The sequence below is a fragment of the Pandoraea anhela genome (assembly GCF_902459655.1).
GTDB classification, from domain to species: Bacteria; Pseudomonadota; Gammaproteobacteria; order Burkholderiales; family Burkholderiaceae; genus Pandoraea; species Pandoraea anhela.
On record NZ_CABPSB010000002.1, the window covers coordinates 80,027 to 106,163 of the forward strand.

Consider the following 26,137-nt stretch of genomic DNA (forward strand, 5'->3'; position numbering starts at 1 on the left):
CGCCGTATCTTTTGATTCGCGGGCCAGAAACGTCACTCGGGAAGACCGGAATGGAGCCAACATGACGTCCGCCATCGACTTTTATTACGACTTCGCATCCCCTTACGGGTATTTTGCGAGCACCTGCATCGACGACATCGCCTCACGCTACGGACGCGGCGTCGCGTGGCATCCGATTCTGCTCGACATCGTCTACAAGGTGAACGGCACGGGCGCGCCGGTGCAGCACCCGATCAAGACGGAGTATCTGCGGCACGACGTGGAGCGCACCGCACGCTTTCACGGCATCGATTACAAGCGGCCGACGCATTTCCCGATTCCCACGCAAGCCGCCGAGCGTGCCGTGCTGTGGGTGCAGGATCATCGCGGCGGCGACCTGTCGGCGGAATTCGCGAAATCGATCTTCCGCGCGCTCTACGTCGACGACTTGAACATCGGCGATCCGGCGGAACTCGTCCGACTCGGCGAAGCGCTCGGCATCGACGGCGCGGCGCTCGACACCGGCATGCATTCGCCCGCTGCCAAGGACCACCTCAAGGCGGAGATCGATCTGGCGATGGCGCGCGGCGTGTTCGGCTCGCCGTTCGTGATCGTGGACGGGGAACCGTTCTGGGGCTTCGACCGCTTCTCGCAGGTCGAAGCCTGTCTGAAGCACGGCAAGATCTGACAACAAGGCACGACACACGATGGCAAGACCCCAACCGTCGCAGAACACCGAACGCGAAGCCTGCCCCTGCGGCGGTCTCTCGTTCGAAGATTGCTGCGCCCGCTATTTGGAACGCGGCGACATTGCGCCCACGGCCGAAGCGCTGATGCGCTCGCGCTACACGGCGTTCGTGCGGCAAAACGCGCCGTATCTGCTCGACACATGGGCGGCGCATACGCGTCCCGCCACGCTCGACTTCAACGACGCCCCGCAATGGCTCGGCCTTCAGGTCAAAGCCCATCTGCAACGCGACGACACGCACGCCGAAGTCGAATTCGTCGCCCGCTTCAAAGTCGGCGGACGCGCACACCGCTTGCACGAACGCAGCCGCTTCGAGCGCGACGGCGACGGGCGCTGGCGCTATATCGACGGCGACCTGTTCGACTGAGCCCGGACCGACACACTCGCGCAGCGCGTCAGCCGGCATCCCCATTCAACGACAACTCACACTCCACCGGATTTCGTCACATGCCGATTCTCGAAAGCAAACTCAACCCGCGCGGCGAAGACTTTGCGCGCAACGCGTCCGCAATGCAGACCGTGGTCGACGAACTGCGTGCGCGCATCGCGCAACTGGCCGGTGGCGGCGGAGACGCCGCGCGCAAGAAGCACACGGGCCGGGGCAAGCTGCTGCCGCGCGATCGCGTGCAGCAACTGCTCGATCCGGGCTCGCCGTTTCTCGAACTCTCGCCATTGGCGGCGACCGGCATGTACCACGACGAAGCACCGGGCGCAGGCATCATCACGGGGATCGGGCGCGTGTCCGGCCAGGAATGCGTGATCGTGTGCAACGACGCCACGGTCAAGGGCGGCACGTACTATCCGATGACGGTCAAGAAGCACCTGCGCGCCCAGGAGATCGCCGAGCAGAACCATCTGCCGTGCATCTATCTGGTCGACTCCGGCGGCGCGAACCTGCCGAATCAGGACGACGTTTTCCCCGATCGCGATCACTTCGGCCGCATCTTCTACAACCAGGCGCAGATGTCCGCCCAGGGCATTCCGCAGATCGCAGTAGTGATGGGATCGTGCACGGCGGGCGGTGCGTATGTGCCCGCGATGAGCGACGAATCGATCATCGTCAAGGAGCAAGGCACGATCTTCCTCGGTGGCCCGCCGCTGGTGAAGGCTGCCACCGGTGAAGAAGTGAGCGCCGAAGACCTCGGCGGTGCAGACGTCCACACGCGTTTGTCGGGCGTGGCCGATCACTTTGCGCAAAACGACGCGCACGCGCTGTCGATCGCGCGCAGCATCGCAGCGAACCTGAATCGCCGCAAGCCGGCGAGCGTCGCCGTGAAGCCGCCGGTCGAGCCGAAGTACGACGCGCGCGAACTGTATGGCGTGATCCCCGCCGACACGAAGAAACCGTTCGACGTGCGCGAAGTGATCGCGCGTCTGGTCGACGGCTCCGAATTCGACGAGTTCAAGGCGCGCTACGGCGCCACGCTCGTGTGCGGCTTCGCGCACCTGTGGGGCTATCCGGTGGGCATCGTCGCGAACAACGGCATTCTGTTTTCCGAGTCCGCGCAAAAGGGCGCGCACTTCATCGAACTGTGCTGTCAGCGCAAGATCCCGCTGATCTTCTTGCAAAACATCACCGGCTTCATGGTCGGGCGCAAGTACGAGAACGAAGGCATCGCCAAGCACGGCGCGAAGATGGTGACGGCCGTGGCGACGGCGAACGTGCCGAAGTTCACGGTCATCATCGGCGGGTCGTTCGGCGCAGGCAACTACGGCATGTGCGGTCGCGCCTACTCGCCGCGCTTCCTGTGGATGTGGCCCAACGCGCGCATCTCGGTGATGGGCGGCGAACAGGCGGCGTCGGTGCTCGCAACGGTCAAGCGCGATGGCATCGAAAGCAAGGGCGGCCAGTGGAGCGCCGAGGAGGAGGACGCCTTCAAGCAGCCGATCCGCGACCAGTACGAGCGTCAGGGTCATCCGTTTTATGCGAGCGCCCGACTGTGGGACGACGGCGTGATCGACCCGGCCGACACCCGTACCGTACTCGGCCTCGGTCTTTCCGCCGCCCTCAACGCGCCGATTCCGGAAACACGCTTCGGCCTGTTCCGCATGTAAGCGCACGCGCGCCCCGACGCCCCGTAGCCCAGGCCACTCAAGGAATTTCGTCATGAATCTCGCAACGCTCAAGCTCAGTGTCGACGCCCATGTCGCGACCGTCACGCTCAACCGACCCGACGTGCGCAACGCGTTCAACGAAACCGTCATCGAAGAACTGACGGGCACGTTTCGCGCGCTGGCCACGAACGACGACGTACGTGCCATCGTGCTCGCCGCCGAAGGCGTGGCGTTCTGCGCCGGCGCCGATCTGAACTGGATGAAGAAGATGGCCGGCTACTCGGACGCCGAGAACCGCGCCGACGCGATGATGCTTGCCGTCATGCTCAACACGATCTACCACTGCCCGAAGCCGGTGATCGCGCGTGTGCAAGGCGATACCTACGCGGGTGGCGTGGGACTCACAGCGGTGGCCGACGTCGTCGTCGCCGTCGACGGGGCGCACTTCTGCCTGTCGGAGGCCAAGCTCGGCCTGATTCCCGCCACCATCGGCCCGTACGTGATTCGCGCGCTTGGCGAGCAGGCATCGCGTCGCTACTTCGTGACGGCCGAACGCTTCACGGCAGCCACGGCGCAACGTCTCGGGCTAGTGCACGAAGTCGTCGCCGCCGAGGCGCTCGACAGCACGGTGAACGCCCTGGCCAAGGCGCTCGTGGACAACAGCCCGAACGCCGTCAGGGAGTGCAAACGCCTCGTGCATGACTTCGCTGGACGTGCCATCGATGAGGCCGCCATTGCCGACACGGCCGATCGCATCGCGAAAATCCGCGCGTCGGCGGAAGGCCGCGAGGGCGTGCGCTCGTTCCTGGAGAAGCGTTCGCCGGCCTGGCGCGACGCTTCCTGAACCCGCCGCCGGCCCCGGTTCGCATCGGGTCCCGTATCGGCACGCGCGGTCGATCTCGTTAGCGACGCTTATGGACGGCTACCGACGGTTATCGGTTACAAAATTTTTTTGGAAGGGGTGACGGCGGAGATGCCGCAACGTTACCGGCGAGATTTGCGAACTTGTCGATAACGTCTCTTTACGTCTCACAAAACAGCGATTTTTCGCATCAATTCCGCCTATTGCCCTGCCAAATTGCTTTGCCTACCATGCGCCCATCCCCCACCTCCGGCCACGTGCAGCAGCCCGCAGTTCCCTGCACCGCACAGGCCAGCCGGACGAGCGACGTGCCGAGCGCGCGTTGTGACGAACGTTGCGAGTCACGGCCCTCCAAGGAGTCAACGATGGACGCTTCCCTGCGCCCTAACTTCGCTGCCGGCGCCGCTGCCGAATCCGGACACCGCGGCAACCCCGGCGACCTTGCCGCGCGCAGTTTGCGGCAGGTCTGGCATCCCTGTACGCAGATGAAGCAACAGGCAACGCTACCCCTCGTCGCGCTGTCGCACGGCGAGGGGCCCTGGCTCGTCGATACCGATGGCGAGCGCTACCTCGATGCGATCAGCTCGTGGTGGGTCAATCTGTTCGGCCATGCGAACCCGCGCATCAATGCGGCGCTGGTCGATCAGTTGGGCCGCCTCGAACACGCCATGCTCGCCGGGTTCACGCACGAGCCGGTCGTCTCACTGGCCGAACGGCTGTCGGCATTGACCGGCGGCGTGCTCGGCCATGCCTTCTTTGCCTCCGACGGGGCTTCCGCCGTCGAGATCGCGCTGAAGATGAGCTTCCACGCGTGGCGCAATCGAGGCCATGCGCATAAGCGCGAATTCGTGTGTGTGCGTCACGGCTATCACGGCGAGACGCTCGGCGCGCTCGCCGTGACCGACGTCGCCCTGTTTCGCGACGCCTACGACCCGCTGCTGCGTCACGCGCATGTCGTGGCGTCGCCGGACGCACGTCAGGCGCGCGACGGCGAGCGTGCGGTCGATGTCGCCCGTCGCGCAGCGGCGCAACTCGATGCGCTGCTCGCCGAGCGGGAAGGACGCATCGCCGCCGTCATCGTCGAGCCGCTCGTGCAATGTGCCGCGGGCATGGCGATGCACGACCCGGAATACCTGCGCCTCGTTCGTGCGCTGTGCGACAAGTACGACGCCCACATGATCGCCGACGAAATCGCCGTCGGTTGCGGCCGCACAGGTACATTCTTCGCGAGCGAGCAGGCCGGCATCTGGCCCGACCTGCTTACGCTGTCCAAAGGCATCAGCGGCGGCTATCTGCCGCTCTCGCTGGTACTTTCGCGCGACGCGATCTACGACGCCTTCTACGACGACGACACCGCGCGCGGCTTCCTGCACTCGCACTCGTACACCGGCAATCCGCTGGCGTGCCGCGCTGCGCTGGCCACGCTCGACATCTTCGCCGACGACGACGTACTCGCCGCCAACGCCGTGCGCGCCGCACGCCTCACGCAAGCGCTCGCGCCGCTCGCCGACGATCCGCGCGCGAAGCACTTCCGTCATCGCGGCATGATCTGGGCCTTCGACGCCGTGTTGCCGGATGCACAAGGGGCCGCGGGCGCGTTCGCGAAGCGCTTCTATACGGAAGCCCGCGCGCGCGGCGTGCTGCTGCGTCCCATCGGCGCGACGGTATATCTGATGCCGCCGTATGTTCTCGACGACGGCGCCATCGACTGGCTGGCCGCGCAAACCCTCGCGGCATTCGACGCCGCCATGCAATCCATCGGCGCCGGCAAGGAGGTGACACCATGACGCATCATCCCTTGCTCGATCGCCTCGACGCCGGACTCGCGGACATCGACCGCCAGCATCTGCGCCGTCGTCATCGCGTGGTGTCGACGCCATGTCGTCCGCATGTGGAGGCCGACGGCCGCGCGGTCCTCGCCTTCGCCAGCAACGATTATCTAGGCCTCGCCGCGCATTCCCGGGTCGTCGATGCGCTCGTCGAAGGTGCGCTGCTCTATGGCGCCGGCAGCGGCGCGTCGCACCTGATCAGCGGCCACTCGACGGCGCACGCGGCACTCGAGGACGCACTCGCCGAATTCATGTCACCGCACCTGGTCGAGGCCCGTGCGCTGTACTTCTGCACTGGCTACATGGCCAATCTGGCGACGATCTCGGCGCTCGCCACCAAAGACGCCGAGATCTTCTCCGAAGCGCTCAACCATGCGTCGCTGATCGACGGCGCGCGTCTGTCGCGGGCGCGCACCCACGTCTACCCGCACGGTGACGTCGAGGCGCTCGCGGCGCTGCTCGAAGCGAGCACCGCCGAGACCAAACTGATCGTCACCGACGGCGTGTTCTCGATGGACGGCGACATCGCGCCGCTGCCGGCATTGCTCGCGCTCGCGGAGCGTCATGACGCGTGGCTGATCGTGGACGATGCGCATGGATTCGGCGTCGTCGGCGAGAACGGACGCGGCGTGTTCGAGCACTTCGACATGCGCTCGCCCAACCTCGTCATCATCGGCACGCTCGGCAAGGCGGCCGGCGTGGGCGGTGCGTTCGTCGCGGCGAACCGCCGTGTCGTCGAATGGCTGATCAACCGGGCGCGGCCGTACATCTTCACGACAGCGGCAGCGCCGTCGCAGGCGCATGCGCTGCTCACGAGCCTGAAGATCATCGCAGGCGACGAAGGCCGTCAGCGTCGCGCGACGTTGCAGGCGCGGATCGCGCAGTTGCGCGACTCGCTCACGCTCACGCACTGGCGTCACATGGTCTCACCCACGGGCGTACAACCGATCATCCTCGGCGAGAACGCCGCCGCACTTCACGCGCAAGCGGGGCTGGCCGAGGCCGGCCTGTGGGTGCCGGCGATCCGCCCGCCGACGGTAGCGCCGGGCACCTCGCGTCTGCGCGTCACGCTAAGCGCCGCGCACACGGCCGACGACGTCGCACGCCTGACCCGCGCCATCAACCAACTCGACCGGGACTGGACGGAGCACGCACATGACTGATCGGAACCTCAATCTCCACGCGCCCGCCGAGCGCGCCGCGTCCGCGCGTCACGCGTTCTTCGTCACCGGCACCGACACCGAGATCGGCAAGACGCTCGTCTCGTCGGCGCTGCTGCATGCGGCGGCCCGTCGCGGGCTGGTATGCGCCGGGCTGAAGTCGGTGGCCGCCGGCGCGTCGGAACACAACGGGCGCTTCGTGAACGAAGACGTCGAACAGTTGCATCAGGCCAGCAATCTGAAGCTACCGGACGACTGGTATTGCCCGTATGTGCTCAAAGACGCCACGGCGCCGCACATCGCCGCCGCAGCCGAAGGTATTGCGCTCGATTGCAGCGTGATCCGCGCCGGCTACGCGCGGGTGGCGGCGCGCGCCGAACTGGTGATCGTCGAAGGCGTCGGTGGCTTTCGTGTGCCGCTCGGCCCCGACGCGAGTGCGCCGGACACTGCCGATCTCGCGCGTCAGCTCGGCCTGCCGGTCATCCTTGTCGTAGGCCTGCGCCTGGGGTGCATCAGCCATGCGCTGCTCACCGCCGAGGCAATCGCGTCGCGCGGTCTGACGCTCGCCGGCTGGGTGGCGAATCACGTCGACCCGGACATGCGGCACGTGGATGCGAACATCGACGCGATCGCCGCGCGACTGAGTGCACCGCTGCTCGGGCGCGTGCCGCATCTGCCGCATCCCGATGCCGCCACGGCCTCCGGCTATCTCGACATCGCGCCGCTCGTCGACGCGGCGCCGCACCACGCCGCGCCCTCGCTCGCGGCGCGGCCACACACGGCGCCCTGACCTCGCAGATCGCATTGGCCCCCTTCGCACCGCACCATCACCGAACACACAGCACTCAAGGAATCGCACCATGCAAGTTCACGCCCACACCGCCGCTCACGGACATGACGAAGCCCTGCGCCGTAATGAGACGCCCTGGACCGTCGCCGACATCGAGGCGTTGTTCGCCCTGCCGTTCAACGATCTGATTTTCCGTGCGCAGCAAGTGCATCGCGAGCACTTCGACGCCAACGCCGTGCAACTCTCGACGCTGCTCTCGATCAAGACCGGCGGCTGCCCGGAAGACTGCGCCTACTGCCCCCAGTCGGCACGCTACGACACCGGCGTGGAAGCGGAGAAGCTCATGCCCGTCGAGGAAGTCGTGGCCGCCGCCCAGCGCGCCAAGGACGCCGGTGCGACCCGCTTCTGCATGGGCGCCGCGTGGCGCAGCCCGAAGCCGCATCAGGTCGACGCCGTGGGCGAAATGGTGCGCAGCGTGAAGGCGCTCGGCCTGGAGACGTGCGTGACGCTCGGCATGCTGCGCGACGGTCAGGCCCAGCAACTACGCGACGCCGGCCTCGACTACTACAACCATAACCTCGACACGTCGCCCGAGTTTTACGGCCAGATCATCACCACGCGCACGTATCAGGATCGTCTGGACACGCTCGCCCGCGTGCGCGACGCCGGCCTCAAGGTGTGCTGCGGCGGCATCGTCGGCCTCGGCGAGACGCGTCGCGAGCGTGCCGGCCTGATCGCACAACTCGCGAACATGTCGCCGTACCCGGAGTCGGTGCCCATCAACAATCTGATGAAAGTCGAGGGCACGCCGCTCGAAAACAACGAGACGGTGGATCCGTTCGATTTCGTGCGCATGATCGCCGTGGCGCGCATCACGATGCCGCGCGCCATGGTGCGCCTGTCGGCCGGCCGCGAGATGATGGACGACGCGCTGCAATCGCTGTGCTTCCTCGCCGGCGCGAACTCGATGTTCTACGGCGAGAAGCTGCTCGTGACGCAGAACCCGCAGGCCGAACACGACCGCGCGCTGCTCGCGCGTCTGGGCATGCGTACGTCGACCGAGGAGAAGCTCGGTGTGGAAAACACCGCGAGTCCCGGCGGCGCGCGCGAGTGCGACGCCCTCAAGCCCTGCGCGACACACTGAGCGCAGGGCAGGGTCGCCGGCGTGCACGCATAGCAGGGAAGGATAGAAAGACGAAAGGATTGAGCGCCGCCGCAGCGACGACATCGCGCAAGACGATTCGCTGTAGCGGTCAGGCTGAATAGCAAAGAGAATGGCGCGAGTGCGTCGACTTTCCGTCACAAGCGGAATCGTCGACAGCGAGCGCCGCCCAAATCGATCATTTTCCGGAGGCAATATGTTCGACAAGATCCTCATCGCCAACCGTGGCGAAATCGCCTGCCGTGTCGCGGCGACGGCCGCACGGCTGGGCATTCGCACGGTGGCCGTCTATTCCGACGCCGACGCGCATGCCAAGCACGTCGCCGTATGCGACGAAGCCGTACATGTCGGCGGCGCCGCCGCGCGCGACAGCTATCTGCGCATCGACGCCATCATCGACGCCGCCAAGGCCACCGGCGCACAGGCCATCCACCCGGGCTACGGTTTCCTGTCCGAGAACGAAGCGTTTGCCGCCGCGTGCCACGAGGCCGGCATCGTCTTCATCGGCCCGCCGGTCGCCGCCATCCATGCAATGGGCAGCAAGAGCGCGGCAAAGACGCTCATGGAAGGCGCCGCCGTGCCGCTGGTGCCGGGCTACCACGGCGACAATCAGGAGGCGGAATTCCTGCACGCGCGCGCCGACGAGATCGGCTACCCCGTGCTGCTCAAGGCCAGCGCAGGCGGTGGCGGCAAGGGCATGCGCGTGGTGGAGCACAGCGACGCCTTTCGCGCCGCACTCGCGTCGTGCCAGCGCGAAGCCGCCAGCAGCTTCGGTGACGAACGCGTGCTGGTGGAGAAGTATCTGACGCGTCCGCGTCACATCGAGATTCAGGTGTTCGCCGACACGCACGGCAACTGCGTCTATCTGTTCGAGCGCGACTGTTCGGTGCAGCGCCGCCACCAGAAGGTGCTGGAAGAGGCCCCTGCGCCGGGCATGACCGAAGCGCGCCGGCGCGCGATGGGCGAAGCGGCCTGCAATGCCGCGCGTGCCGTGGGCTACGTGGGCGCGGGCACGGTCGAGTTCATCGCAAACCAGGACGGCTCGTTCTACTTCATGGAGATGAACACGCGCCTTCAGGTGGAACACCCCGTCACCGAGATGATTACCGGTCTCGATCTGGTGGAGTGGCAACTGCGCGTGGCCGCCGGTGAAGTGCTGCCGCGCAGGCAAGAGGAATTGCGCATTCACGGGCATGCGCTCGAAGCGCGTATCTACGCCGAAAATCCGGATAACAACTTTCTGCCGTCGACGGGCACGCTGTCGACGCTGCGCCCCCCGGCCGCGGTGCAGTTCGATATCGGCAGCGCGGCGTCTCCGGCCGCCGTGCGCATCGACTCGGGCGTACGCGAAGGCGACACCATCTCGCCGTTCTACGACCCGATGATCGCGAAGCTGATTGTGTGGGGGCAGGACCGCGACGAAGCGCTCGCCCGTATGCGTCGTGCGCTGGGTCAGTACCGGGTGGTGGGCGTGCAGACGAACATCGCGTTCCTCGGCCGCCTCGTCGCCAGCGAACCGTTCGCCGGCGCGGATCTGGACACGGGCCTCATCGAGCGCCACCGCGATACGCTCTTCCCGGCGACCGCGCCGGTGCCCGCCACGGCGCTGGCACTGGCCGTGGCCGCGCAACTCGGGCGCGAGACCGTCGTCGGCCTGCGCAAGTATCAGGACAGCGTCGACCGTTATTCGCCGTGGCAATTGGCGACCGGCTGGCGTCTGAACGGTGACTATCGCCGAACGCTGTCGTTCGATCATGGTGAGACGCGTCTGGACGTCGTGCTCACGAGCAACGCGCAGGCCAGCACGCTCACGGTCGACGGGCAGACGTATCCGTATCGCTACGCACACGACGCGGGGGTGTATCGCGTGACGCTCGGCGAGCACCGCGTTCAGGGACATGTGGACTTCGAGCACGAGACGGCGCACGTCTTCGCCGACGCGCAGTCGTGGACGCTGCGCTGGCACGACCCGCTCGCGCAGGCCGGCGCGCAGGAAGGCGGTGAGGGTCGTCTGACCGCGCCGATGCCGGGCAAGGTCATCGCCGTGCTCGCGGACGTCGGTTCGAAGGTCGAGAAAGGCGCGCCGCTGCTGGTGATGGAGGCGATGAAAATGGAACACACCATCAGCGCACCGGCCGACGGTGAGATCGAAGAGGTGCTGTACGCCGTTGGCGATCAGGTGCCGGAAGGCGCGCAGTTGCTCGCGTTCAAGCGATAAACGGCAGGATGGGGGCGATGCGGGAAGTCGCGGTGGTTACGACGCTCGCCCCTTGCTCGCTGCCCCGATCATCCTCACCGTCCTGGCCATCCTTACCATCCTCACTTGCCCCCGGCGGTCATCGCAGCATCTGCCGGATGCATGTCGTGCCGTCGGGCATACGACACGCTTGTGGTGCTGTCCGTGCTGTCCGTGCTGTCCGTGCTGTCCGTTGCGGTCCGTTGGGGTCAGGCTCACGCCGTGTCATGCGCCTGCGCGCTCAGGATCACCTCACGCCGGAACTGCTCGGGCGTGAGTCCGGACTGGCGCGTGAACATCTCGATGAAAGCCGAGGGCGTCGCATAGCCGAGATCGAAGGCGATGGACTTGACCGTCCGCCCCGCCTCCAGCGCCTCGATGGCGCGGAAAAAGCGCATGCGCTGACGCCATTGCCCCAACGTCATGCCCAGTTCCGTCAGGCAATGACGCGCGAACGTGCGCTCCGTCATGGAGACCGTCGACGCCCACGCTTCGACCGTGCGGCTGTCGCCGGGCTCGCTTTGTAGCGCCTCCAGCACGCGTACCAGCGACGGCGACCTCGCCTGCGGCAAAAAGCGCGGCTCGGCCGGTGCGAGCGCGATCTGGTCGACGAGCACGTGCGCGAGACGCTTGTCGGCGTCCGTCGTCGGACATGCCACGCCGCGCTCCGCAAAATCGCACAGGATCGCGCGCAGCAAACCGCTGATGCGCAATGTCGCGGCATGGGCCGGGAGCGCCCCGGCCAGCGAAGCGTCGATGTACACCGAACGATAGATCACCGCCTCGGCGTTGAAGCTCGCATGCGTGGCCTTCGGCGGCACCCACACGGCGTACTGCGGCGGCGACAGAAACCGCGCGCCCTCGATTTCGATCTGCATCACCCCACGTAACTGAACGTCCCCCAGTCGTGACGATGCGGCACCCACGCGGTCTGCGCATCGAACTCGTCGTAGCGGAAGTAGACCGGATAGGGCAACGTCTTGAAGCTCGGCCAGTTGTAACGGACGGTCATGGTGGCGGGCGGAAGGCCGACGGTGATCGCTGGGCAATGAGAAAGCAGCCGCAAAAAACGGCGAAAAGCGGGGAACAGCCGTGCAAAGCGGGGTATGGCGCGAACGGCGTCATCCGCACGCTATCTTACCGTCGCCCGCGCTCCTCGGCGGAATTGACGCGGGTCGCCGACAGGAGAGCGGCGGGGCGCGAGTGTTCGCGCGCGAGATGCACGCCCACTACGACGCCCCCGGGCTGCGCTATCTCGCCGCACCGGTGCTTGGGCGCGTGAGCGTCTCCGAAGCCGGCAGGCTCAACATTCTGGCCGCCGTCATCGACTCCGTTCAGCCGTTGTTCGACGGGCTCGGTCAGCGCACGTGGCGCTTCGGCGAGGCGCCCGAGCAGGCGAACGTCGTGAAACTGGCCGCCAACTTCATGATCGCCGGCGCCATTGGGTCGATGAGCGAAGCCGCGGCACTCGCACAAGGTCATGGCGTGGCCGGCCGCGACTTTCTCGAAATGATCACGACGCCGAGGTTCAACACGCCCGCCTACACCGGATACGGTGCGTCCATGTCGAAGCAAGTCTTCGAACCGGCCGGATTCCAGTTCGCGCTCGGCGCCAAGGACATGCGCCTCACGTTGCTCGCGGGTGAGGCGGCGAACGTGCCGATGCCGTTCGCCAGTGTGCTGCGCGACACGCATCTCGATAGCCTTGCGCACGATGAAGGTCAGCTCGACTGGGCTGCGCTCTCGCGTGTGGCCTTGCGCCGTGGGGGTTTGCGCGGAACCGACAACGAATGAGATCGGTGGATACGCGCAAAGCGGATCGCTTTGCGTGACCGCTTATCGCGGGATTTTGGAACGAATCCTAAGGAGGGTTCCTAGAAAATCCGGGGGCGACCGAGAACGACGGTCGCTGCCACGCGGACTTACGGTGTTTCGGAATTTTCATAAGGAATCCGAATAGGGGTTCAGAAATATTCTCGGTATCGATTTCAACCAAGCGCGCATCAGCGCCCGACACCATGAACCAACGTCCACACTCGAAAACCGGCCTGCGCGCCCTTGCGCTCGCCGCCTCCCTCACGTTGCTTGCCTTGCCGACGAGCGTCAGCGCGCAGCGCAACGTCACCCTTTACGGCACGATCGACTCCGGTTTCGTGCACGCCAATCACACGGCCGGAGCAAACGGTCCTGCACCGTTCTCCGGCATCACCAGCAACATCATCGGCGGGAGCCGCTGGGGCCTGCGCGGCACCGAGTCGCTCGGTGGCGGTCTCTCTGCGCTGTTCCAGATCGAAAGCGGTTTCGACGCGACCAATGGCCGCATGGGTAACGGGGGTCTTGCGTTCGGTCGTAAGGCCATCGTCGGTCTGAAGAGCGCCGAATGGGGCGAAGTGACGATCGGCCGTCAGTACGATCCGGTGGTCAATCTCGTGCAAGGCCTGACGGCGGACGGCTACTTCGGCGGCTTCTTCGCCACGCCGGGCGACGTCGACAACTACGACAACGGCGCGCGGATCAACAACGCGATCCGCTACGCCACGCCGAACTTCGGGGGGCTGCAATTCGAAGGGATGTACGCGACCGGCAACATCGCCGGCAAGGAAGGGGCCGGCCGGTCCTACGGCCTGGCGGGGGCATACAGCAATGGTCCCCTTGCGCTCGCGGCAGGTTATTTCTTCGCGGACGGCGGTAGTCAGCGCGGGGTGTTCACGGGTAACCCCGACTGGCCGTACCGCGAATGGACCAGCAGCGCCGGTTCGCTGTTCAATTCGCCGATCAATGCCGGTTTTCGTACCGCGAGCAAAGTACGCATTGCACGCGTCGGGGCGAAATATGCCGTGGGGCCTGCAATGCTCGGTGTGTCGCTTTCGAACGCCCAGTACGCGAGCGACAGCCTGTCGCTGTTTACCGGCACGGCGAAATTCGACACGGTCAATGCGTTCGCCACCTATGCGCTTACCCCCGCCATCAACACAGGCATCGGTTACAGCTACACGCGCCTGCGCGCCGACGGCACGATCGGGGCGCATTACAACCAGTTCAATGCCGGTGTCACTTACGCCTTGTCCAAGCGCACGTCGACTTACGTGATTGGCGGTTATCAGCAGGCCGTGGGCAAGACACTGAATCAGGGACGTGCCGTGGAAGCGACCGCCTCGGTCGGTTCTTACGGCCTGGACGCAGGCGCCCGCACGCAACTGCTGCTCGGCATGGGGCTGAAGCACAGCTTCTGATCCCGAGATAAAAACGCCGATCGGCCCGAACGCGAGAACGCATGCGGGTTTGGGCCGATTTCTTTGGAAACGTCATGCAATGTAAATTCAAACAAATGTTTGGAATAAGCCGATCATTCGTCTAAAAAAGTACATTGTTTTCGATTTTAAGGGTTTACCCTATTCGGGAATCTCTTTAGAATTCATCCCATTGAAGTGATATGCAGTTGCCTGCCGGCGGTAGTCACGCTTTTTGATTTCCCCAAGAATTCGATGCGCACCGGTTTGTCTGACGCTGCAATCGTTACGAGGAGAAATGGGTGGCTTTCGTTAGTTGGTTGTTGATCGCGGCATTCGCCATTTCCGTTTCGGCGGCGCGCGTCAAGCAACTGCATCGGCGTGCAATGCGCACGGCCGCGTCGGCGCATGTGGAACTCGTACTGCGCTATCGCCGCAGTCATCGCGTAACGGCATGCCCCCGCATTCAGTTCAAGGATGCCGTATAAGTCGGCGACGTCCGGTAGTGGGAATCAGGCAGTAGCAGTAGCAGTAGCAGTAGCAGTAGCAGTAGCAGTAGCAGTAGCAGTAGCAGTTCGGAAGTTTTGTGGTTCTCGTAGTTCCGCTTTATCCGCAGTCGCAGTCCAGCAAGTCGCAGTATCGCAAGTTAGAGGTCTGCATCGCTGTACATGCACCACCCGCAGTCCTGTTGTTGGAAGGTCTCGCATCACCGCTGTATCAAGCAATATCCAGCCATACCCGTCACACCCGGCAACACCGCGCAGTCCCTGTATGACCCGCTTTACCCGGCAACGCGGTGCAGTCACCGGCGCCAAAGTCAGGTGACGAACGTTGCCACGATGTCTCGCATGACCCGTAGCTGTCGTTCGTAGTTTGTCGTTCGTAGTCCGCAGTACTCATGCTGTATTCCGGCGCCAGTGTCGTGGCCGGATGGAGAGTCAACCCTCCCCGTTGTTACGAGGCATCGCTCTCACGCGCCAGTGCCGTCCCGCCGCCCGCGTTCGATTCAGGCGGCGGATTGCGCGCCCACAGCCTCGTATTGCCCACGTGTTGCATAAGACAACCGACGCCACGATCACACGTCGCGTACCTCGTCGGAATCGATATTGCCTTCACCTCAGCGCGATGTCGTTCCTTCCGGGGATCCGCCACGTTCGCCGCACCGGCCGATCCAGCGCAGTCGGATCCGGCCCGCCCGCGCGATCGCGTGGGCGCTTGGCATGTGCCACCTGAGGACCTTCCTCCGTGCGCCTTGCCCGATGTTTTGAACAAGAGAAATTGAAAGACATGACCACCGACCCAGAGCACGTCACCCTCACCATCACGCTACATCCGAACGACCTGAAGCAACTTGACCATGCGTGCCAGCGCGTGGGTATGCGACGCGAAGATTTCTGCGTGCTGGCAACGCATCTGGAAGGCGCTCGCGTACTCAACGGCGAGGGACTCGCGGCACTGGCACGTCCGTTCAGCTTCGCGGCTGCACTCCCGGCCGCACTGCGCGGTGCATTCACGCGCCTCTGCACTCGCTGATCGACGCATCGGGCTGTCGGCCACGCCTGTGCCGCCAGACGCCGGCATCGTCAGTCTTCCCCCTCCCCCCGATCCGTCCCGGCGCGACGCTGCCCTGCACCGGTAACGTATTCGTGATCCGGCGCGGGTCTCCCGTCCGATGCATACGCACCGGCGTCGAGAACGACCATCCTGTCACGCCCCTGCCGCTTCGCCCGATACAACGCCCGGTCGGCCTGCTGAAGCCACGCCTGCGGGGTGTCGAACTCCGTCGAGAACGGCACCAGCCCGAGACTCACCGTGCATTCGGCCAACGCGCCCCGTTCGGCATCTTCGGGCGCGATCGCGGCTTGCGCCTGCGTCACGCGAGCACGCAAATCGGCGAGCAGACGGTGCATCAAATCGCGTCCCGCCACGTCACCGGTATTGACCAGTACCGCACCGAACTCTTCGCCACCGTATCGGCCCACGGCGTCGATACCCCGCAGTCGCTGACGCAACACGCCGGCGAAGCGCCGCAGCGCGGCGTCGCCTGCGGCATGCCCGAGCGTATCGTTGATGCGCTTGAAGTGATCGAGGTCCATCAGCACCAGACACGCGGGTTGCCCGGTGAGTTTGCAATCCGCATGAATCTCGGCCAGACGCAGTTCCCATGCGCGTCGATTGAGCAGGCCCGTCAGCCCGTCGTGCTGAGAGAGATGCTCCATCTCGCGCGAACGCCGGGCGAGTTTTTGTGCGAGGTCGTAAGTGACTTTCCCGAGCGCAATGGGGTAGAGAATCACCATCGGCAAGCTGGTAACGACGTTGAAAGTGTCCGACGCCGGCGCCCACACGAACCCCAGCACGGCAATGCCGAGCAGCCCGCCCGCCACGTTGGCCAGCAACCCGTAAAGGAACAGCCGCACGCCGCCAGCGCCGATGTTGTCCATCGACATCATCGCGAGCACGACCACACTGGGCAGCAGATTGAATTGCATCGCAACGACCCAGAAGCCGCCGAAGGCGGCATCGATCATGAGATTGGTGCGCTCGGCACGGTAAGGCACCGGGCGCGAGAGCGCCATCACGCAGGCCAGATGCGGCCAGAGGAAACCGTGGAAAATCACCAGCGCCCAGAGCCAGAGCGAGGTCGCAGGCGTCTGCCGGTAGAAGACCCCGGCGACACAGAAGAAGCCGATGCCGAGACCGATCGTCCGCAGACGATAGATGCGCCGCACGAACCGCTTGCCCTTGCCAGCCAACTCGGGATCGACACTGCCCGTGGACGACAAGGATCTCGCCAGAGGTGCCTTGCGGCGTTGCTGCGAATCGTCGGCATGTGCCTGACGGTCTTGATGACTCACTGACACCATGCTGCTCCGATCACCCATCACGAATCACGAAACGCGCACGATGCCGTCGCATCGTGGGACCTGACGTTGCGCCTGCGCCGCGACAACGACGACGTGCGGTGAGAGCAAGGCCCGGAGGCGTCATTCTACCTGCGGGCCATGGCACGGGACCAACGTCGAAGCGGTCCGACCCGCCGAAGTCGATTCGGGAGGTGAGGCGACCGAGCGGCTGACGCGTCTGAAAACCCTTATCTTTTGTCCGAAATTCGCTATGTCGCGTGGACGCTTCGGGCGGACAATCGGTTTCAGTTCGCCCCTCATCGCCGGTCGGCCGCCCGACCCGCCCCTTGCACGGAATCATGGCTAATTTCATTCTGCCGCTGACCGCAGTCCTCATCTGGTCGGCCAACGTCATCGTCAACAAGCTCGCAGTCGGTCACATCTTCCCCGCCGAAATCGCCTTCCTGCGCTGGTTTGCCGCGTGGCTCATCCTCACCCCGATCGCATTGCCGACACTGTGGCGCGCGCGTCGGCAACTGGTGCCGCATATGGCGCAGTACGCGACGCTCGGCGTTCTCGGCATGGCGCTTTATCAAGGCATCGCCTACTCCGCCGCGCATTACACGAGCGCGACCAACATGGGCATCATCCTCGCGCTGCTGCCGCTCACGACACTCGCGCTGGCCGTCGTGCTGCTGGGCGATGCGCTCACCGCCGGTGCGCTCGCGGGTGGCCTGCTATCCATCGGCGGCGTGTTGCTGGTGGTCGGCCACGGCTCGCTACTGCATCTGACCGATCAGGGCATCGGCGTGGGCGACGCCATGATGGTCGTCGCCATGCTCGCCTACGCGCTTTACTGCGTGCTGCTGCGCAAATGGCGTTTGCCGCTCGCCCCGTTGCCGTCGTTATACGCGCAGATCCTGTTCGCGGTCATCGCGTTGCTGCCGTTCTATCTGATCTCGCAGAAAGCCGGCATCTCGATGGACAACTTACCCGAACTGGCCTTCGCGGCCATTCCCGTGTCCGTCGTCGCGCCTTTCATCTGGATGGTCGGCGTGGCACGTATCGGCCCGCGACGCGCAACCGTTGTCATCAATCTGGTGCCGATCTTCACGGCGCTGATCGCCGCCTTCGGTCTCGGGGAACATCTCGCCATCTATCACCTCGCCGGCGGGGCGATGATACTCGCCGGTGTCGCGCTCGGCGAAAACTGGCATCTTCCGATTCGCAAAGGACGTGATCCGATACCCGCCACTGCGGATGAATTGGGAAGCGTCCGATAAATTTAGCGCTATTAGCGTCACCGACTCTTTATAGAGGCCCGCCTGTAACGCATGGGGAGGAGAGCGATATAACGTCGCAGGGCGCGGGGGGATTGATTACGCTGTGTGACTCGTCAACGGAGTCCCGCCATGCAAACGAATCCACTCGCGCTGTTCGGAGACCACCTGGCCCGCCTGCGTAAAGCACGCGGCTGGTCGCAGGAGAAGCTTGCGCTCGAAAGCGGTCTGGCACGCTCGTACGTCAGCGGTATCGAGCGAGGCAGACGCAATGTCGCGCTCGTCAACATCTGCGTGCTCGCCGACACGCTGGGCGTGCCCACGTCCGAGATGCTGCGTTTCGCACAGGCGTCGGCAGGCGCCGAAGATGCCTCGGCGCAGTCCGGGCGCACGCCGCTGCCGCAAATCAGTCGCTCGCTGTGCAAACTCGAAAACCGCGATCAGGTCTGGCTCGCGGAGATCATTCGAAGCCTCAGCTCACGGCTGAGTCATGCCGCCCCGCCGGCCACCATCGACACCACCGACACCTCCAACACCACCAACACCTCCAACGCTATCGACACCGCCGGCACTTACGTGCAAACGTCCGCCGACGCTCAGGCGGGCGAAGCCGACGCCACCGCCTCGGACCGCGAGGACGACGCCGAAGACGTCTGCGCCATCAACAACACCGACAACGCCAACGAGGCCGCCGCCCTATCGCGTCCATCTCTCGAGGGGGGGCCGGCGCGCGTACCGAGCCCACCGGGATTCGACGCCCGCTATCGCGCACAGCATCGACTCACCCCACCGGCACAGACGCGCTACGACGCTGCCGACGCCGTGCATGATGCGCCGGCGACTTCCGCATCCGTCGAAGCATCGAGCGCGGCCGGCAAGCCGTCCAGCATCGGGGATCCGATGGACGATCGACAGACCGCCTCGGGCGTCGCTCGCCCCAGCGCTTCCGACCGTATCTCGCGCGAAGGATCGTTACGCTTGCCAGGCAACGACGAGACATGAGCGAGCGTCGGGCAATTGATTCTTAGGACATCGCGCAAAGTCCCCCGGCGTTACCGGGGGCGCTGCGCGCGAATTCGTCTCGTAAGAGTCACTGTTTAACCTATTAAAAATAATTATGACGGTCGCATCTCATGCTTGCACCCGACCGATGCATCGCGACGGCGATGAAGCGCGCCCACATCAATAACGACAGGAATGCCAGCGCGTAGACGCCTGCGACAACGCCACGCGGTTCGACACATCCCCCGGCTCACGCCGTCAACATCGAGTGACATCCCAACGCGGAACCTTTCAGAATCCCCGCTCTACTCCATCCGGTCAGACCAGTGTCACACTGCGCGGCGCGGGTTGGCAGGCAGGCGGCAACACGCTTGCGCCATATCGGACGAAGCGCCGCGTGGTTACGCGGTACGCGAATTAGCGCCACCACTCCCCTCGGGACAACCGCGCTCGTTGTGCCTTCTCCGAAAGTCCACAAAAAATCTGCGAGGCGCCCCCGGTAGTTCGTGCCTCACAAACGAGGGACACCCGAGGCACCGTCCCCGATGCCGGATTTTTGTTTCAATCTTCTCGTCCCTAACAAGGAAACTTTTTTATGGACACCAATTTATTCCGATTCGGCAGACATCTGGCCGGTTTGCGCAAAAAATACAACTGGGCGCAAGACAAGCTTGCGCTGGAGAGCGGTCTGGCGCGTTCCTATCTGAGTGGTGTCGAGCGCGGCAAACGCAACATCTCGCTGCGCAACATCTGCATTCTGGCCGACACGTTGGGGTTGCCGCCGCATGAACTGCTGGCGTTCGACTCGACGAACGGGCTGGCTGCGGATACCGGCGTCGCGGCGCCCTGCGATCCGTATCCGTCGCTCAATCGAGCGATGCAGAAGTTGTCGGATCGCGATCAGGCATGGATGGCCGATCTGGTGCGCACGCTAAGCCTGCGCCTCGGTCATGGCGCGTTGCGCGACGAATGACAGCGAAGCGGGGGGTCGGGGCAAGACCCTCGCAACGCTCGCGCCGGGCAACGCGCCGCGAGCGGCACGGTGGCGCCGGTCGCGTGCTGCGCCGGATCTCAGTCGTTGCCGAGGAAGGCGTCCACCGCACGGTGGAACGCAATCGGATTGGCGAGGTTCATGCCGTGCGACGCGTCCTGAATCACCATGCGGCGAGCCTCCGGCATCGCGTAGGCGAGCGCGTTGAGCACGTCAGGATAGGGGGCGGGGCTCTGCGCGCCGCCCATCAGCAGAACCGGGGCATGCAGCGCGCCCAGGGCGTCGATCGGCAGCGGTGTGCGCGGTTCGGCAACCTGACCGATCAGCGTGCGGGCGTTGTCGCGCACCATCTGCTTGAACCACGGCACCATGCGCCGCCAGGTGTCCGGGCCGCTCACCGTATCGATAAAGAGCGCAAGTCCCCCGTCGATATCGCCTGCCTCGATCGCTTGTAGGGCCTTCTCGCGGAAATTGCCGCGTTCGCTGTCGAGCGGAATCTGCACCGGGCCGCCGCTGATCTCCACGCCCGGGTCGGCCAGAATCAACGAGCGGACCGTGTCGGGGGCGAGCAAGGCGGTACGCAGTGCGACGTAGCCGCCGCGCGAGTGGCCCAGCACGTGAACCGGGCCGACACCGAGCGCGGTGATGAACGCGGCCAGATCTTCGGCATGCTGCTCACCCGAGAACACGCCGTCATGGCCGTTCCACGCTTCGGGGAAATAGTGACGCAGGCTCACCGAAATGACACGTCGGCGTTGCCCCAACGGGGCCATGTTCGGCTTGAAGTAGCGGTAATCGCAAAGCGAGCCGTGAACCAGCACTAATGGCGCGCCGACGGCGTCGGCAGGTGCGGGGGTTTCGACGTAGGCCATCGGATAGCCATTGACGTCGATCGTTTGCGGTGCGGGAACCGGCATGAGGATGCTTCTGGTAAGACGAAGTCGCCAGTATAGCGAGCTTGCGGCCCACTTGCTGCAACGCAACACCCGCGCGTCATGGCGGGCATCTCGCACAGGTTCGGGAGATAAAACGGCGCTCGCGTCAGCGGGGTCGCGGGTGCGGTCGGGCGACCGGTGCGATGCCGGTCACGGCGCTCGGTGCCGAAGCGCGCCGACCCGTGAGACACCGCTCGCTGGTGTATGCTTGCGACTTTCTTCATTCCAGCGGTTCCCGGCATGGCACTCAAAGCCACCATTTACAAGGCCGAGGTGCAAATCACCGACCTCGACCGCCATTACTACGCGTCCCATAACCTCACGATCGCCCGCCATCCGTCGGAGACCGACGAGCGCATGATGGTGCGCGTGCTCGCGTTCATGTTGTATGCCGGTGAGCGGCTATCGTTCGGCAAGGGCATTTCGACGGCCGACGAGCCGGATCTGTGGGAACACGATTTCGGTGGCGATATCGTGCGCTGGATCGACGTGGGTCAGCCGGACGCCCGCCGCCTCGTCAAGGCCGCCGGGCGCGCGACGCATGTGGACGTTGTCGCTTACGGTGGCAAACCCGCAGCGGTCTGGTGGCAGGCCACCGAATCGCAGATCCATCGTCTGTCGAACCTCACCGTGCGCATGCTCGCCGACGACTCGGCCGAGGCGCTCACGGCGCTCGCGTCGCGCACGATGCGGCTGCAATGCACGATTCAGGACGGCGAAGTCTGGGTCGCCGACGACAACCACAACTTTGCCGTCAAGCTCGAAACGCTGCGCACCGCCGCCGGCGACTGAGCCCGCGACGCATACCTCGCTAAAGCGCGCGGCCCGCGCCCGCGCTCAGCCTGCCTGACCCGCACCACCACCGCCTCCCTACACCTCCCTACACCTCCCTACACCTCCCTACACCTCCCTACACCTCCCCTCGCCTCAACGGCTCACCCGTCGTTTGCGCAGCCCTGCCGCGCGCGGGCGACCGCGCGTTAGCCGCAAACGCCGCATGCCCCGCGGATTCCGGCCCGTCCAACCTCGGGCGCCGCCCCAATACGCGACGCCCCGGAAGCTGCGTTACACTTGACGTTAACGTAAATCGAGTCAACGCAATCGCGCCGACGGCCCCTGCACTTCATGGACATCCTGATCTATTCCCCCGACGGCAAGACTGCCGCTTACGAGACCGGTCTCGCGCAACATCTGCCGCAGGCCAACATTCGCGGCTGGCAGCCGGGCGACACGGCCCCGGCGGACTATCTGGTGCTGTGGAAGCCGAACGCCGAAGTTCTGCAACCCCGTGAGCGGCTGAAGGCGATCTTCAACCTGGGGGCCGGCGTCGATGGCGTACTCGGCATGCGTGGCGAAAGCGCGCACCGTCTGCCGGCCGGCGTGCCGCTCGTGCGTCTGGAAGATGCCGGCATGGCCGACCAGATGGCGCAGTACGTGAGCGCCGCCGCGTTGCGCTACTTCCGTCGTCTCGACGAGTTCGACGCGCAGCAGGCGCAAACGCAATGGAAATTTCAGAAGCCGAACCGCTTGTCCGACTTTCCCGTCGCCGTACTCGGCTACGGCACGCTCGGCGCCCATGTCGCGCGTGCGCTGAAGACGTTCGGCTTCCCGGTGCGCGCGTGGAGCCGCAGCGAGCGTCACGATGACAGCGGCGTGGCGCTGCACCACGCAGAGGCCGGCTTCGACGCGTGCGTGCGCGGCGCACGCATTCTCGTCAACCTGCTGCCGCTCACGCCGCAGACGGTGGATGTCCTGAATGCCGCGCTTTTCGCCAAACTCGCCCGGGGCGCGTTCCTGATCAACGTCGCACGCGGTGCGCATCTGGTCGACGACGATTTGCTGGCCGCGCTGGAGAGCGGGCAGATCGCCGGCGCGACGCTCGACGTGTTCCGCAACGAACCGCTGCCCGACGACCATCCGTTCTGGCGCACGCCGCGCATCACCGTCACGCCGCACATTTCCGCCCTGACGTTGCGCGACGAAACGGTCGAACAGATCGCGGGCAAGATCGCTGCGTTGACACGCGGCGAGGCGATTACCGGCATCGTCGATCTGACGCGCGGTTACTGAGTCGCCGCCTTCGCCAAGCCGCCGCTGCCGAACCCCATCAGACGAAACAGAGGAATCCGAGGAGACAGATCCCCATGTCCGCATCCCATCTGCCGCAACGTGTGAAAGTGGTCGAAGTCGGCCCGCGCGACGGCCTGCAAAACGAAAAGCAGCCGGTGCCCACGGCCATCAAGATCGCGTTGGTCGATCGCCTGTCGGCCGCCGGCTTTGCCAATATCGAAGCGACGTCGTTCGTCTCGCCGAAGTGGGTGCCGCAGATGGCCGACGGGGCTGACGTCATGGCCGGCATCGCGCGTCGTCCCGGCACCATCTACTCGGTGCTCACGCCGAACATGCGCGGCTTCGAAGGCGCCGTCGCAGCGAAGGCGGATGAAGTGGTGATCTTCTGCGCGGCCAGCGAAGCCTTCTCGCAGCGCAATATCAACTGCTCCATCGAAGAGAGCATCGCGCGCTTCGAGCCGGTCGCGCGCGCGGCCAAGGACGCCGGCCTGCGCCTGCGCGGCAGCATCTCGTGCGCGCTAGGGTGCCCGTATCAGGGCGAGGTGCCGGTCGCCAGCGTGGTCGATGTCGTCAAACGGCTCGCCGCGCTCGGCTGCGACGAGATCGACATTGCCGACACCATCGGCGTAGGTACGCCCTCGCGCACCCGCGAAGTCATGGAAGCCTGCGCCAGCGTGTTCCCCATCGAACGCCTGTCGGGACACTTCCACGACACCTACGGTCAGGCCACGGCCAACATCTACGCCGCGCTGCTCTCGGGCATCTCGATCTTCCACTCGTCGGTCGCCGGTCTCGGCGGCTGCCCGTATGCCAAGGGGGCGACGGGCAACGTCGCCACGGAAGACGTGCTGTACCTGCTGCAAGGCCTCGGTATCGAGACGGGCATCGATCTGGAAGCCGTCGTACACACCGGCGACTATATTTCGCAGGCCATCGGCCGCCCGAACGCCTCGCGCGTGGGCCGCGCGATGCTCGCCAAGATGAAGGATGTCGCCGCCAGCGCATGATGCCCTGGCGTCCCCTGGCGTCCCCTGGCGTCACCTGGCGTCACTTCCCGGCACAACGAACCCGCCTCGCGCGAACCGCGTGAGGCCAACGGACCCGACCATGAGCGAAACACCGCAAATCCCCGAATCCGCGACCGAGCAGGACCTGCCGGAAGGCGCACGCCACGTCGCACGACTGCTCGCCGGCATGGGCCACGATCAACCGATCGTGCTGCTGCCGGCCACGGGTAAAACCTCGGCAGAAGCTGCTGCCGGTCTCGGTTGCGAAGTCGCGCAGATCGCGAAGTCGATCATCTTCCGCCGCGCCGCCGACGACACGCCGGTGCTGGTCATCGCCAGCGGCGTCAATCGGGTGGACGAGAAGAAGGTCGCCGCGCAAGTCGGTGAACTCGCGCGTGCCGACGCCCGCTTCGTCAAGGAGAAGACGGGGTATTCCATCGGCGGTGTGAGCCCCATCGGGCACGTGGTCTCGCCCGTCACGCTGATCGACGAAGACCTGCTGAAGCTCGCGAGCTTGTGGGCCGCCGCCGGGCACCCGCACGCCGTGTTCAACCTCACGCCGCAACAGTTGGTGGCCATGACGGGCGCGCCGGTCGTGGACGTCGCGCTGCGCGCCTGATACGTCGTCGTCTCGCGCAAGCGTCGGCACATCGCCCACGCCGCCCACGCCGCCCCCACAACCTCAAGGAGACCTTTCATGCCGAGCCCCGAACTTGTGCCGGGCCTGACATTCGAGTGGACGTATCGCGTGCCGAAGAAGGCCGTCGTGCCCGAACTGTACGACGATGTCGAACTCTGCCGCGAGATGCCTGCGGTGCTTGCAACCGGCTACCTGGCGGGCATTCTGGAATGCGCCTGCCTGCAAGCCATTCGTCCGTATCTCGACTGGCCGCGCGAGCAGTCGCTCGGCACGCTCGTCTCCTTCTCGCACCTGGCTGCCACACCGGCGGGCGACACGCTGCGCATTCAGGGCAAGCTCGTCGATGTCGCGGGCCGCACGCTGCGCTTCGAGGTCGAAGCATGGGACGGTCTCGACAAGGTGAGCGCCGGCACGCATGAGCGCGTCATCGTCGATCGGGAACGCTTTCACGGCAAGCTGCGTGAGAAGGCCGAAAAACTCGGCTTGCCTGTCTGACCTCATCCTCACGGCCCGCTCATGACCTCGCTCGACGCTCCCGTGCCGTCGCCCTGCACCAACATCTGCCGCATGAATCCGGCCACGGGCTGGTGCTCGGGGTGCTGGCGCACGCTCGACGAGATCGCGTCGTGGTCGAGCATGGCGGACGACGCGAAGCGCGTCGTATGGTCGCTGCTGCCCGCGCGACGTGCCGAGCATGAAGCGCCGCCCGAGATGCATCGCCGCGTGGTCGCGCAAAACAGTCCGGGAGACGACAGTGCGGACAATGCGTCCTGAGTTCGCTCCGGGTAGGCGCTGACCGTCGTTCCAGGCGCGCCGCCACCGCCCTCAAACTTTCCGCCATCGCATATGGGAAAAATCGTTGCCGTCGGCGAGACGTTCTCCGCCAGCCATCATTTCTCGCCGGATTCGATCCGCGAGTTCTCCACGCTCGCGCACGACTTCAATCCGTTGCATCTCGACGCCGACTACGCCGCCGCCGACCCGCGTTTCGGCGGGCTGATCTCGTCGGGTACGCAGCAGATGTCCTACCTCGCCGCCTTGCTCGCCACGCATTACTCGAAGACGGCGCAACCGCTCGGGCTCGAATTCGACATGAAGCTGCGACGCGCGGTGCACGCAGGCGACGACATTACCGTCAGTTGGACCGTCACCGGCAGTCTGTGGAAGGCGTCCCTCGCGGGCGACATCGTGTCGCTCGACGGCCACGCCGTCAACCAGCGCGGCGAGACGGTGATCGCCGCCACGGCCAAAATCCTCGTGTGCGCCAAACCGGCGTGAACGCGGCGCTGTGCACCGTTTCCCGATACGCTGCGATCTT

At 65.3% G+C, this 26,137-nt stretch carries 26 protein-coding genes and 1 pseudogene; 23 read left to right on the top strand and 4 right to left on the bottom strand.

The features are described 5' to 3' along the window. Positions 1-61: 61 nt before the first annotated feature. The 9 genes and pseudogenes from PAN31108_RS03470 (at position 62) to PAN31108_RS03510 (ending at position 10,803) form a co-directional block, all read left to right on the top strand. Positions 62-667, top strand: a complete 606-nt coding sequence (locus tag PAN31108_RS03470) for a 2-hydroxychromene-2-carboxylate isomerase (RefSeq protein WP_150667508.1) — start codon at positions 62-64, stop codon at positions 665-667. A 19-nt stretch (positions 668-686) separates the two neighbouring features. After that, positions 687-1,094, top strand: a complete 408-nt coding sequence (locus tag PAN31108_RS03475; protein ID WP_150667509.1) for a YchJ family protein — start codon at positions 687-689, stop codon at positions 1,092-1,094. 80 nt (positions 1,095-1,174) lie between these two features. Further along, complete coding sequence (locus PAN31108_RS03480; RefSeq protein ID WP_150667510.1) at positions 1,175-2,782, top strand: carboxyl transferase domain-containing protein; 1,608 nt, start codon at positions 1,175-1,177, stop codon at positions 2,780-2,782. A 52-nt stretch (positions 2,783-2,834) separates the two neighbouring features. Then, complete coding sequence (locus PAN31108_RS03485) at positions 2,835-3,626, top strand: enoyl-CoA hydratase/isomerase family protein (RefSeq protein ID WP_150667511.1); 792 nt, start codon at positions 2,835-2,837, stop codon at positions 3,624-3,626. A 383-nt stretch (positions 3,627-4,009) separates the two neighbouring features. Further along, the gene (gene bioA, locus PAN31108_RS03490) at positions 4,010-5,431 is read left to right on the top strand and encodes an adenosylmethionine--8-amino-7-oxononanoate transaminase (protein ID WP_246183757.1); all 1,422 of its coding nucleotides are present in this window, start codon (positions 4,010-4,012) and stop codon (positions 5,429-5,431) included. After that, complete coding sequence (gene bioF, locus PAN31108_RS03495) at positions 5,428-6,636, top strand: 8-amino-7-oxononanoate synthase (protein ID WP_150667512.1); 1,209 nt, start codon at positions 5,428-5,430, stop codon at positions 6,634-6,636. Before bioA ends, bioF begins: the two co-directional genes overlap by 4 nt. Next, positions 6,629-7,423: a dethiobiotin synthase gene (gene bioD, locus PAN31108_RS03500; RefSeq protein ID WP_150667513.1), complete on the top strand. Its 795-nt coding sequence runs from the start codon at positions 6,629-6,631 to the stop codon at positions 7,421-7,423. The genes bioF and bioD overlap by 8 nt, the downstream gene beginning before the upstream one ends. 136 nt (positions 7,424-7,559) lie before the next feature. After that, a pseudogene (gene bioB / locus PAN31108_RS03505) lies at positions 7,560-8,567 on the top strand (biotin synthase BioB); the annotation flags it as partial. Positions 8,568-8,781: 214 nt separating this feature from the next. Beyond that, on the top strand, positions 8,782-10,803 hold the full coding sequence (locus PAN31108_RS03510) for an acetyl/propionyl/methylcrotonyl-CoA carboxylase subunit alpha (protein ID WP_150667515.1): 2,022 nt from the start codon (positions 8,782-8,784) through the stop codon (positions 10,801-10,803). Positions 10,804-11,036: 233 nt separating this feature from the next. Here the strand turns inward: PAN31108_RS03510 and PAN31108_RS03515 are convergent, their stop codons facing one another. Next, positions 11,037-11,699: an AraC family transcriptional regulator gene (locus tag PAN31108_RS03515; protein WP_246183758.1), complete on the bottom strand. Its 663-nt coding sequence runs from the start codon at positions 11,697-11,699 to the stop codon at positions 11,037-11,039. After that, positions 11,699-11,833 (bottom strand): hypothetical protein, encoded by a 135-nt coding sequence (locus PAN31108_RS26965; protein WP_281350032.1) that lies wholly within the window; start codon positions 11,831-11,833, stop codon positions 11,699-11,701. Before PAN31108_RS26965 ends, PAN31108_RS03515 begins: the two co-directional genes overlap by 1 nt. A 191-nt stretch (positions 11,834-12,024) precedes the next feature. On the opposite strand from PAN31108_RS26965, the gene PAN31108_RS03520 reads away from it, so the two are divergent. From PAN31108_RS03520 to PAN31108_RS03540, 4 genes are all read left to right on the top strand, one after another. Next, positions 12,025-12,615, top strand: a complete 591-nt coding sequence (locus PAN31108_RS03520; protein WP_246183759.1) for an NAD(P)-dependent oxidoreductase — start codon at positions 12,025-12,027, stop codon at positions 12,613-12,615. A gap of 224 nt (positions 12,616-12,839) precedes the next feature. Next, a complete protein-coding gene (locus tag PAN31108_RS03525) occupies positions 12,840-14,054 on the top strand; it encodes a porin (protein ID WP_150667516.1) in 1,215 nt (404 codons plus the stop codon). Positions 14,055-14,353: 299 nt separating this feature from the next. Next, positions 14,354-14,539, top strand: coding sequence for a hypothetical protein (locus PAN31108_RS03530; RefSeq protein WP_150667517.1), 186 nt, complete (start codon positions 14,354-14,356; stop codon positions 14,537-14,539). Positions 14,540-15,338: 799 nt separating this feature from the next. Next, entirely contained in the window at positions 15,339-15,584 is a 246-nt protein-coding gene (locus tag PAN31108_RS03540; RefSeq protein WP_150667519.1) for a hypothetical protein, read from the top strand. 50 nt (positions 15,585-15,634) lie between these two features. Here the strand turns inward: PAN31108_RS03540 and PAN31108_RS03545 are convergent, their stop codons facing one another. Further along, positions 15,635-16,906 (bottom strand): diguanylate cyclase, encoded by a 1,272-nt coding sequence (locus PAN31108_RS03545; protein WP_246183760.1) that lies wholly within the window; start codon positions 16,904-16,906, stop codon positions 15,635-15,637. Positions 16,907-17,253: 347 nt separating this feature from the next. Here PAN31108_RS03545 and PAN31108_RS03550 point away from each other — a divergent pair, with 347 nt between their 5' ends. The 3 genes from PAN31108_RS03550 to PAN31108_RS03560 all read left to right on the top strand — a co-directional run bounded on the left by PAN31108_RS03550 (position 17,254) and on the right by PAN31108_RS03560 (position 20,149). Next, entirely contained in the window at positions 17,254-18,177 is a 924-nt protein-coding gene (locus PAN31108_RS03550) for a DMT family transporter (RefSeq protein WP_150667521.1), read from the top strand. Between the two features lie 129 nt (positions 18,178-18,306). Then, entirely contained in the window at positions 18,307-19,176 is an 870-nt protein-coding gene (locus PAN31108_RS27060) for a helix-turn-helix domain-containing protein (protein ID WP_306440129.1), read from the top strand. 595 nt (positions 19,177-19,771) lie between these two features. Then, entirely contained in the window at positions 19,772-20,149 is a 378-nt protein-coding gene (locus PAN31108_RS03560) for a helix-turn-helix domain-containing protein (RefSeq protein WP_150667522.1), read from the top strand. Positions 20,150-20,247: 98 nt separating this feature from the next. Here PAN31108_RS03560 and PAN31108_RS03565 read toward each other — a convergent pair whose 3' ends face one another. Further along, positions 20,248-21,084, bottom strand: coding sequence for an alpha/beta fold hydrolase (locus tag PAN31108_RS03565; protein WP_150667523.1), 837 nt, complete (start codon positions 21,082-21,084; stop codon positions 20,248-20,250). Between the two features lie 258 nt (positions 21,085-21,342). On the opposite strand from PAN31108_RS03565, the gene PAN31108_RS03570 reads away from it, so the two are divergent. The 7 genes from PAN31108_RS03570 to PAN31108_RS03600 all read left to right on the top strand — a co-directional run bounded on the left by PAN31108_RS03570 (position 21,343) and on the right by PAN31108_RS03600 (position 26,097). Beyond that, entirely contained in the window at positions 21,343-21,894 is a 552-nt protein-coding gene (locus PAN31108_RS03570; RefSeq protein WP_150667524.1) for a YaeQ family protein, read from the top strand. A gap of 333 nt (positions 21,895-22,227) precedes the next feature. Beyond that, positions 22,228-23,172 carry a 2-hydroxyacid dehydrogenase gene (locus PAN31108_RS03575; protein WP_150667525.1) on the top strand — a complete coding sequence of 315 codons (945 nt, stop codon included), beginning with the start codon at positions 22,228-22,230 and terminating at the stop codon, positions 23,170-23,172. 74 nt (positions 23,173-23,246) lie between these two features. Beyond that, a complete protein-coding gene (locus PAN31108_RS03580) occupies positions 23,247-24,179 on the top strand; it encodes a hydroxymethylglutaryl-CoA lyase (protein WP_150667526.1) in 933 nt (310 codons plus the stop codon). A gap of 100 nt (positions 24,180-24,279) precedes the next feature. Beyond that, complete coding sequence (locus PAN31108_RS03585; protein WP_150667527.1) at positions 24,280-24,798, top strand: YbaK/EbsC family protein; 519 nt, start codon at positions 24,280-24,282, stop codon at positions 24,796-24,798. A gap of 78 nt (positions 24,799-24,876) precedes the next feature. Next, complete coding sequence (locus tag PAN31108_RS03590) at positions 24,877-25,314, top strand: thioesterase family protein (protein WP_150667528.1); 438 nt, start codon at positions 24,877-24,879, stop codon at positions 25,312-25,314. Between the two features lie 21 nt (positions 25,315-25,335). After that, complete coding sequence (locus tag PAN31108_RS03595) at positions 25,336-25,593, top strand: DUF1289 domain-containing protein (RefSeq protein WP_150667529.1); 258 nt, start codon at positions 25,336-25,338, stop codon at positions 25,591-25,593. A gap of 72 nt (positions 25,594-25,665) precedes the next feature. After that, complete coding sequence (locus PAN31108_RS03600) at positions 25,666-26,097, top strand: MaoC family dehydratase (protein WP_150667530.1); 432 nt, start codon at positions 25,666-25,668, stop codon at positions 26,095-26,097. Positions 26,098-26,137 lie beyond the last annotated feature (40 nt).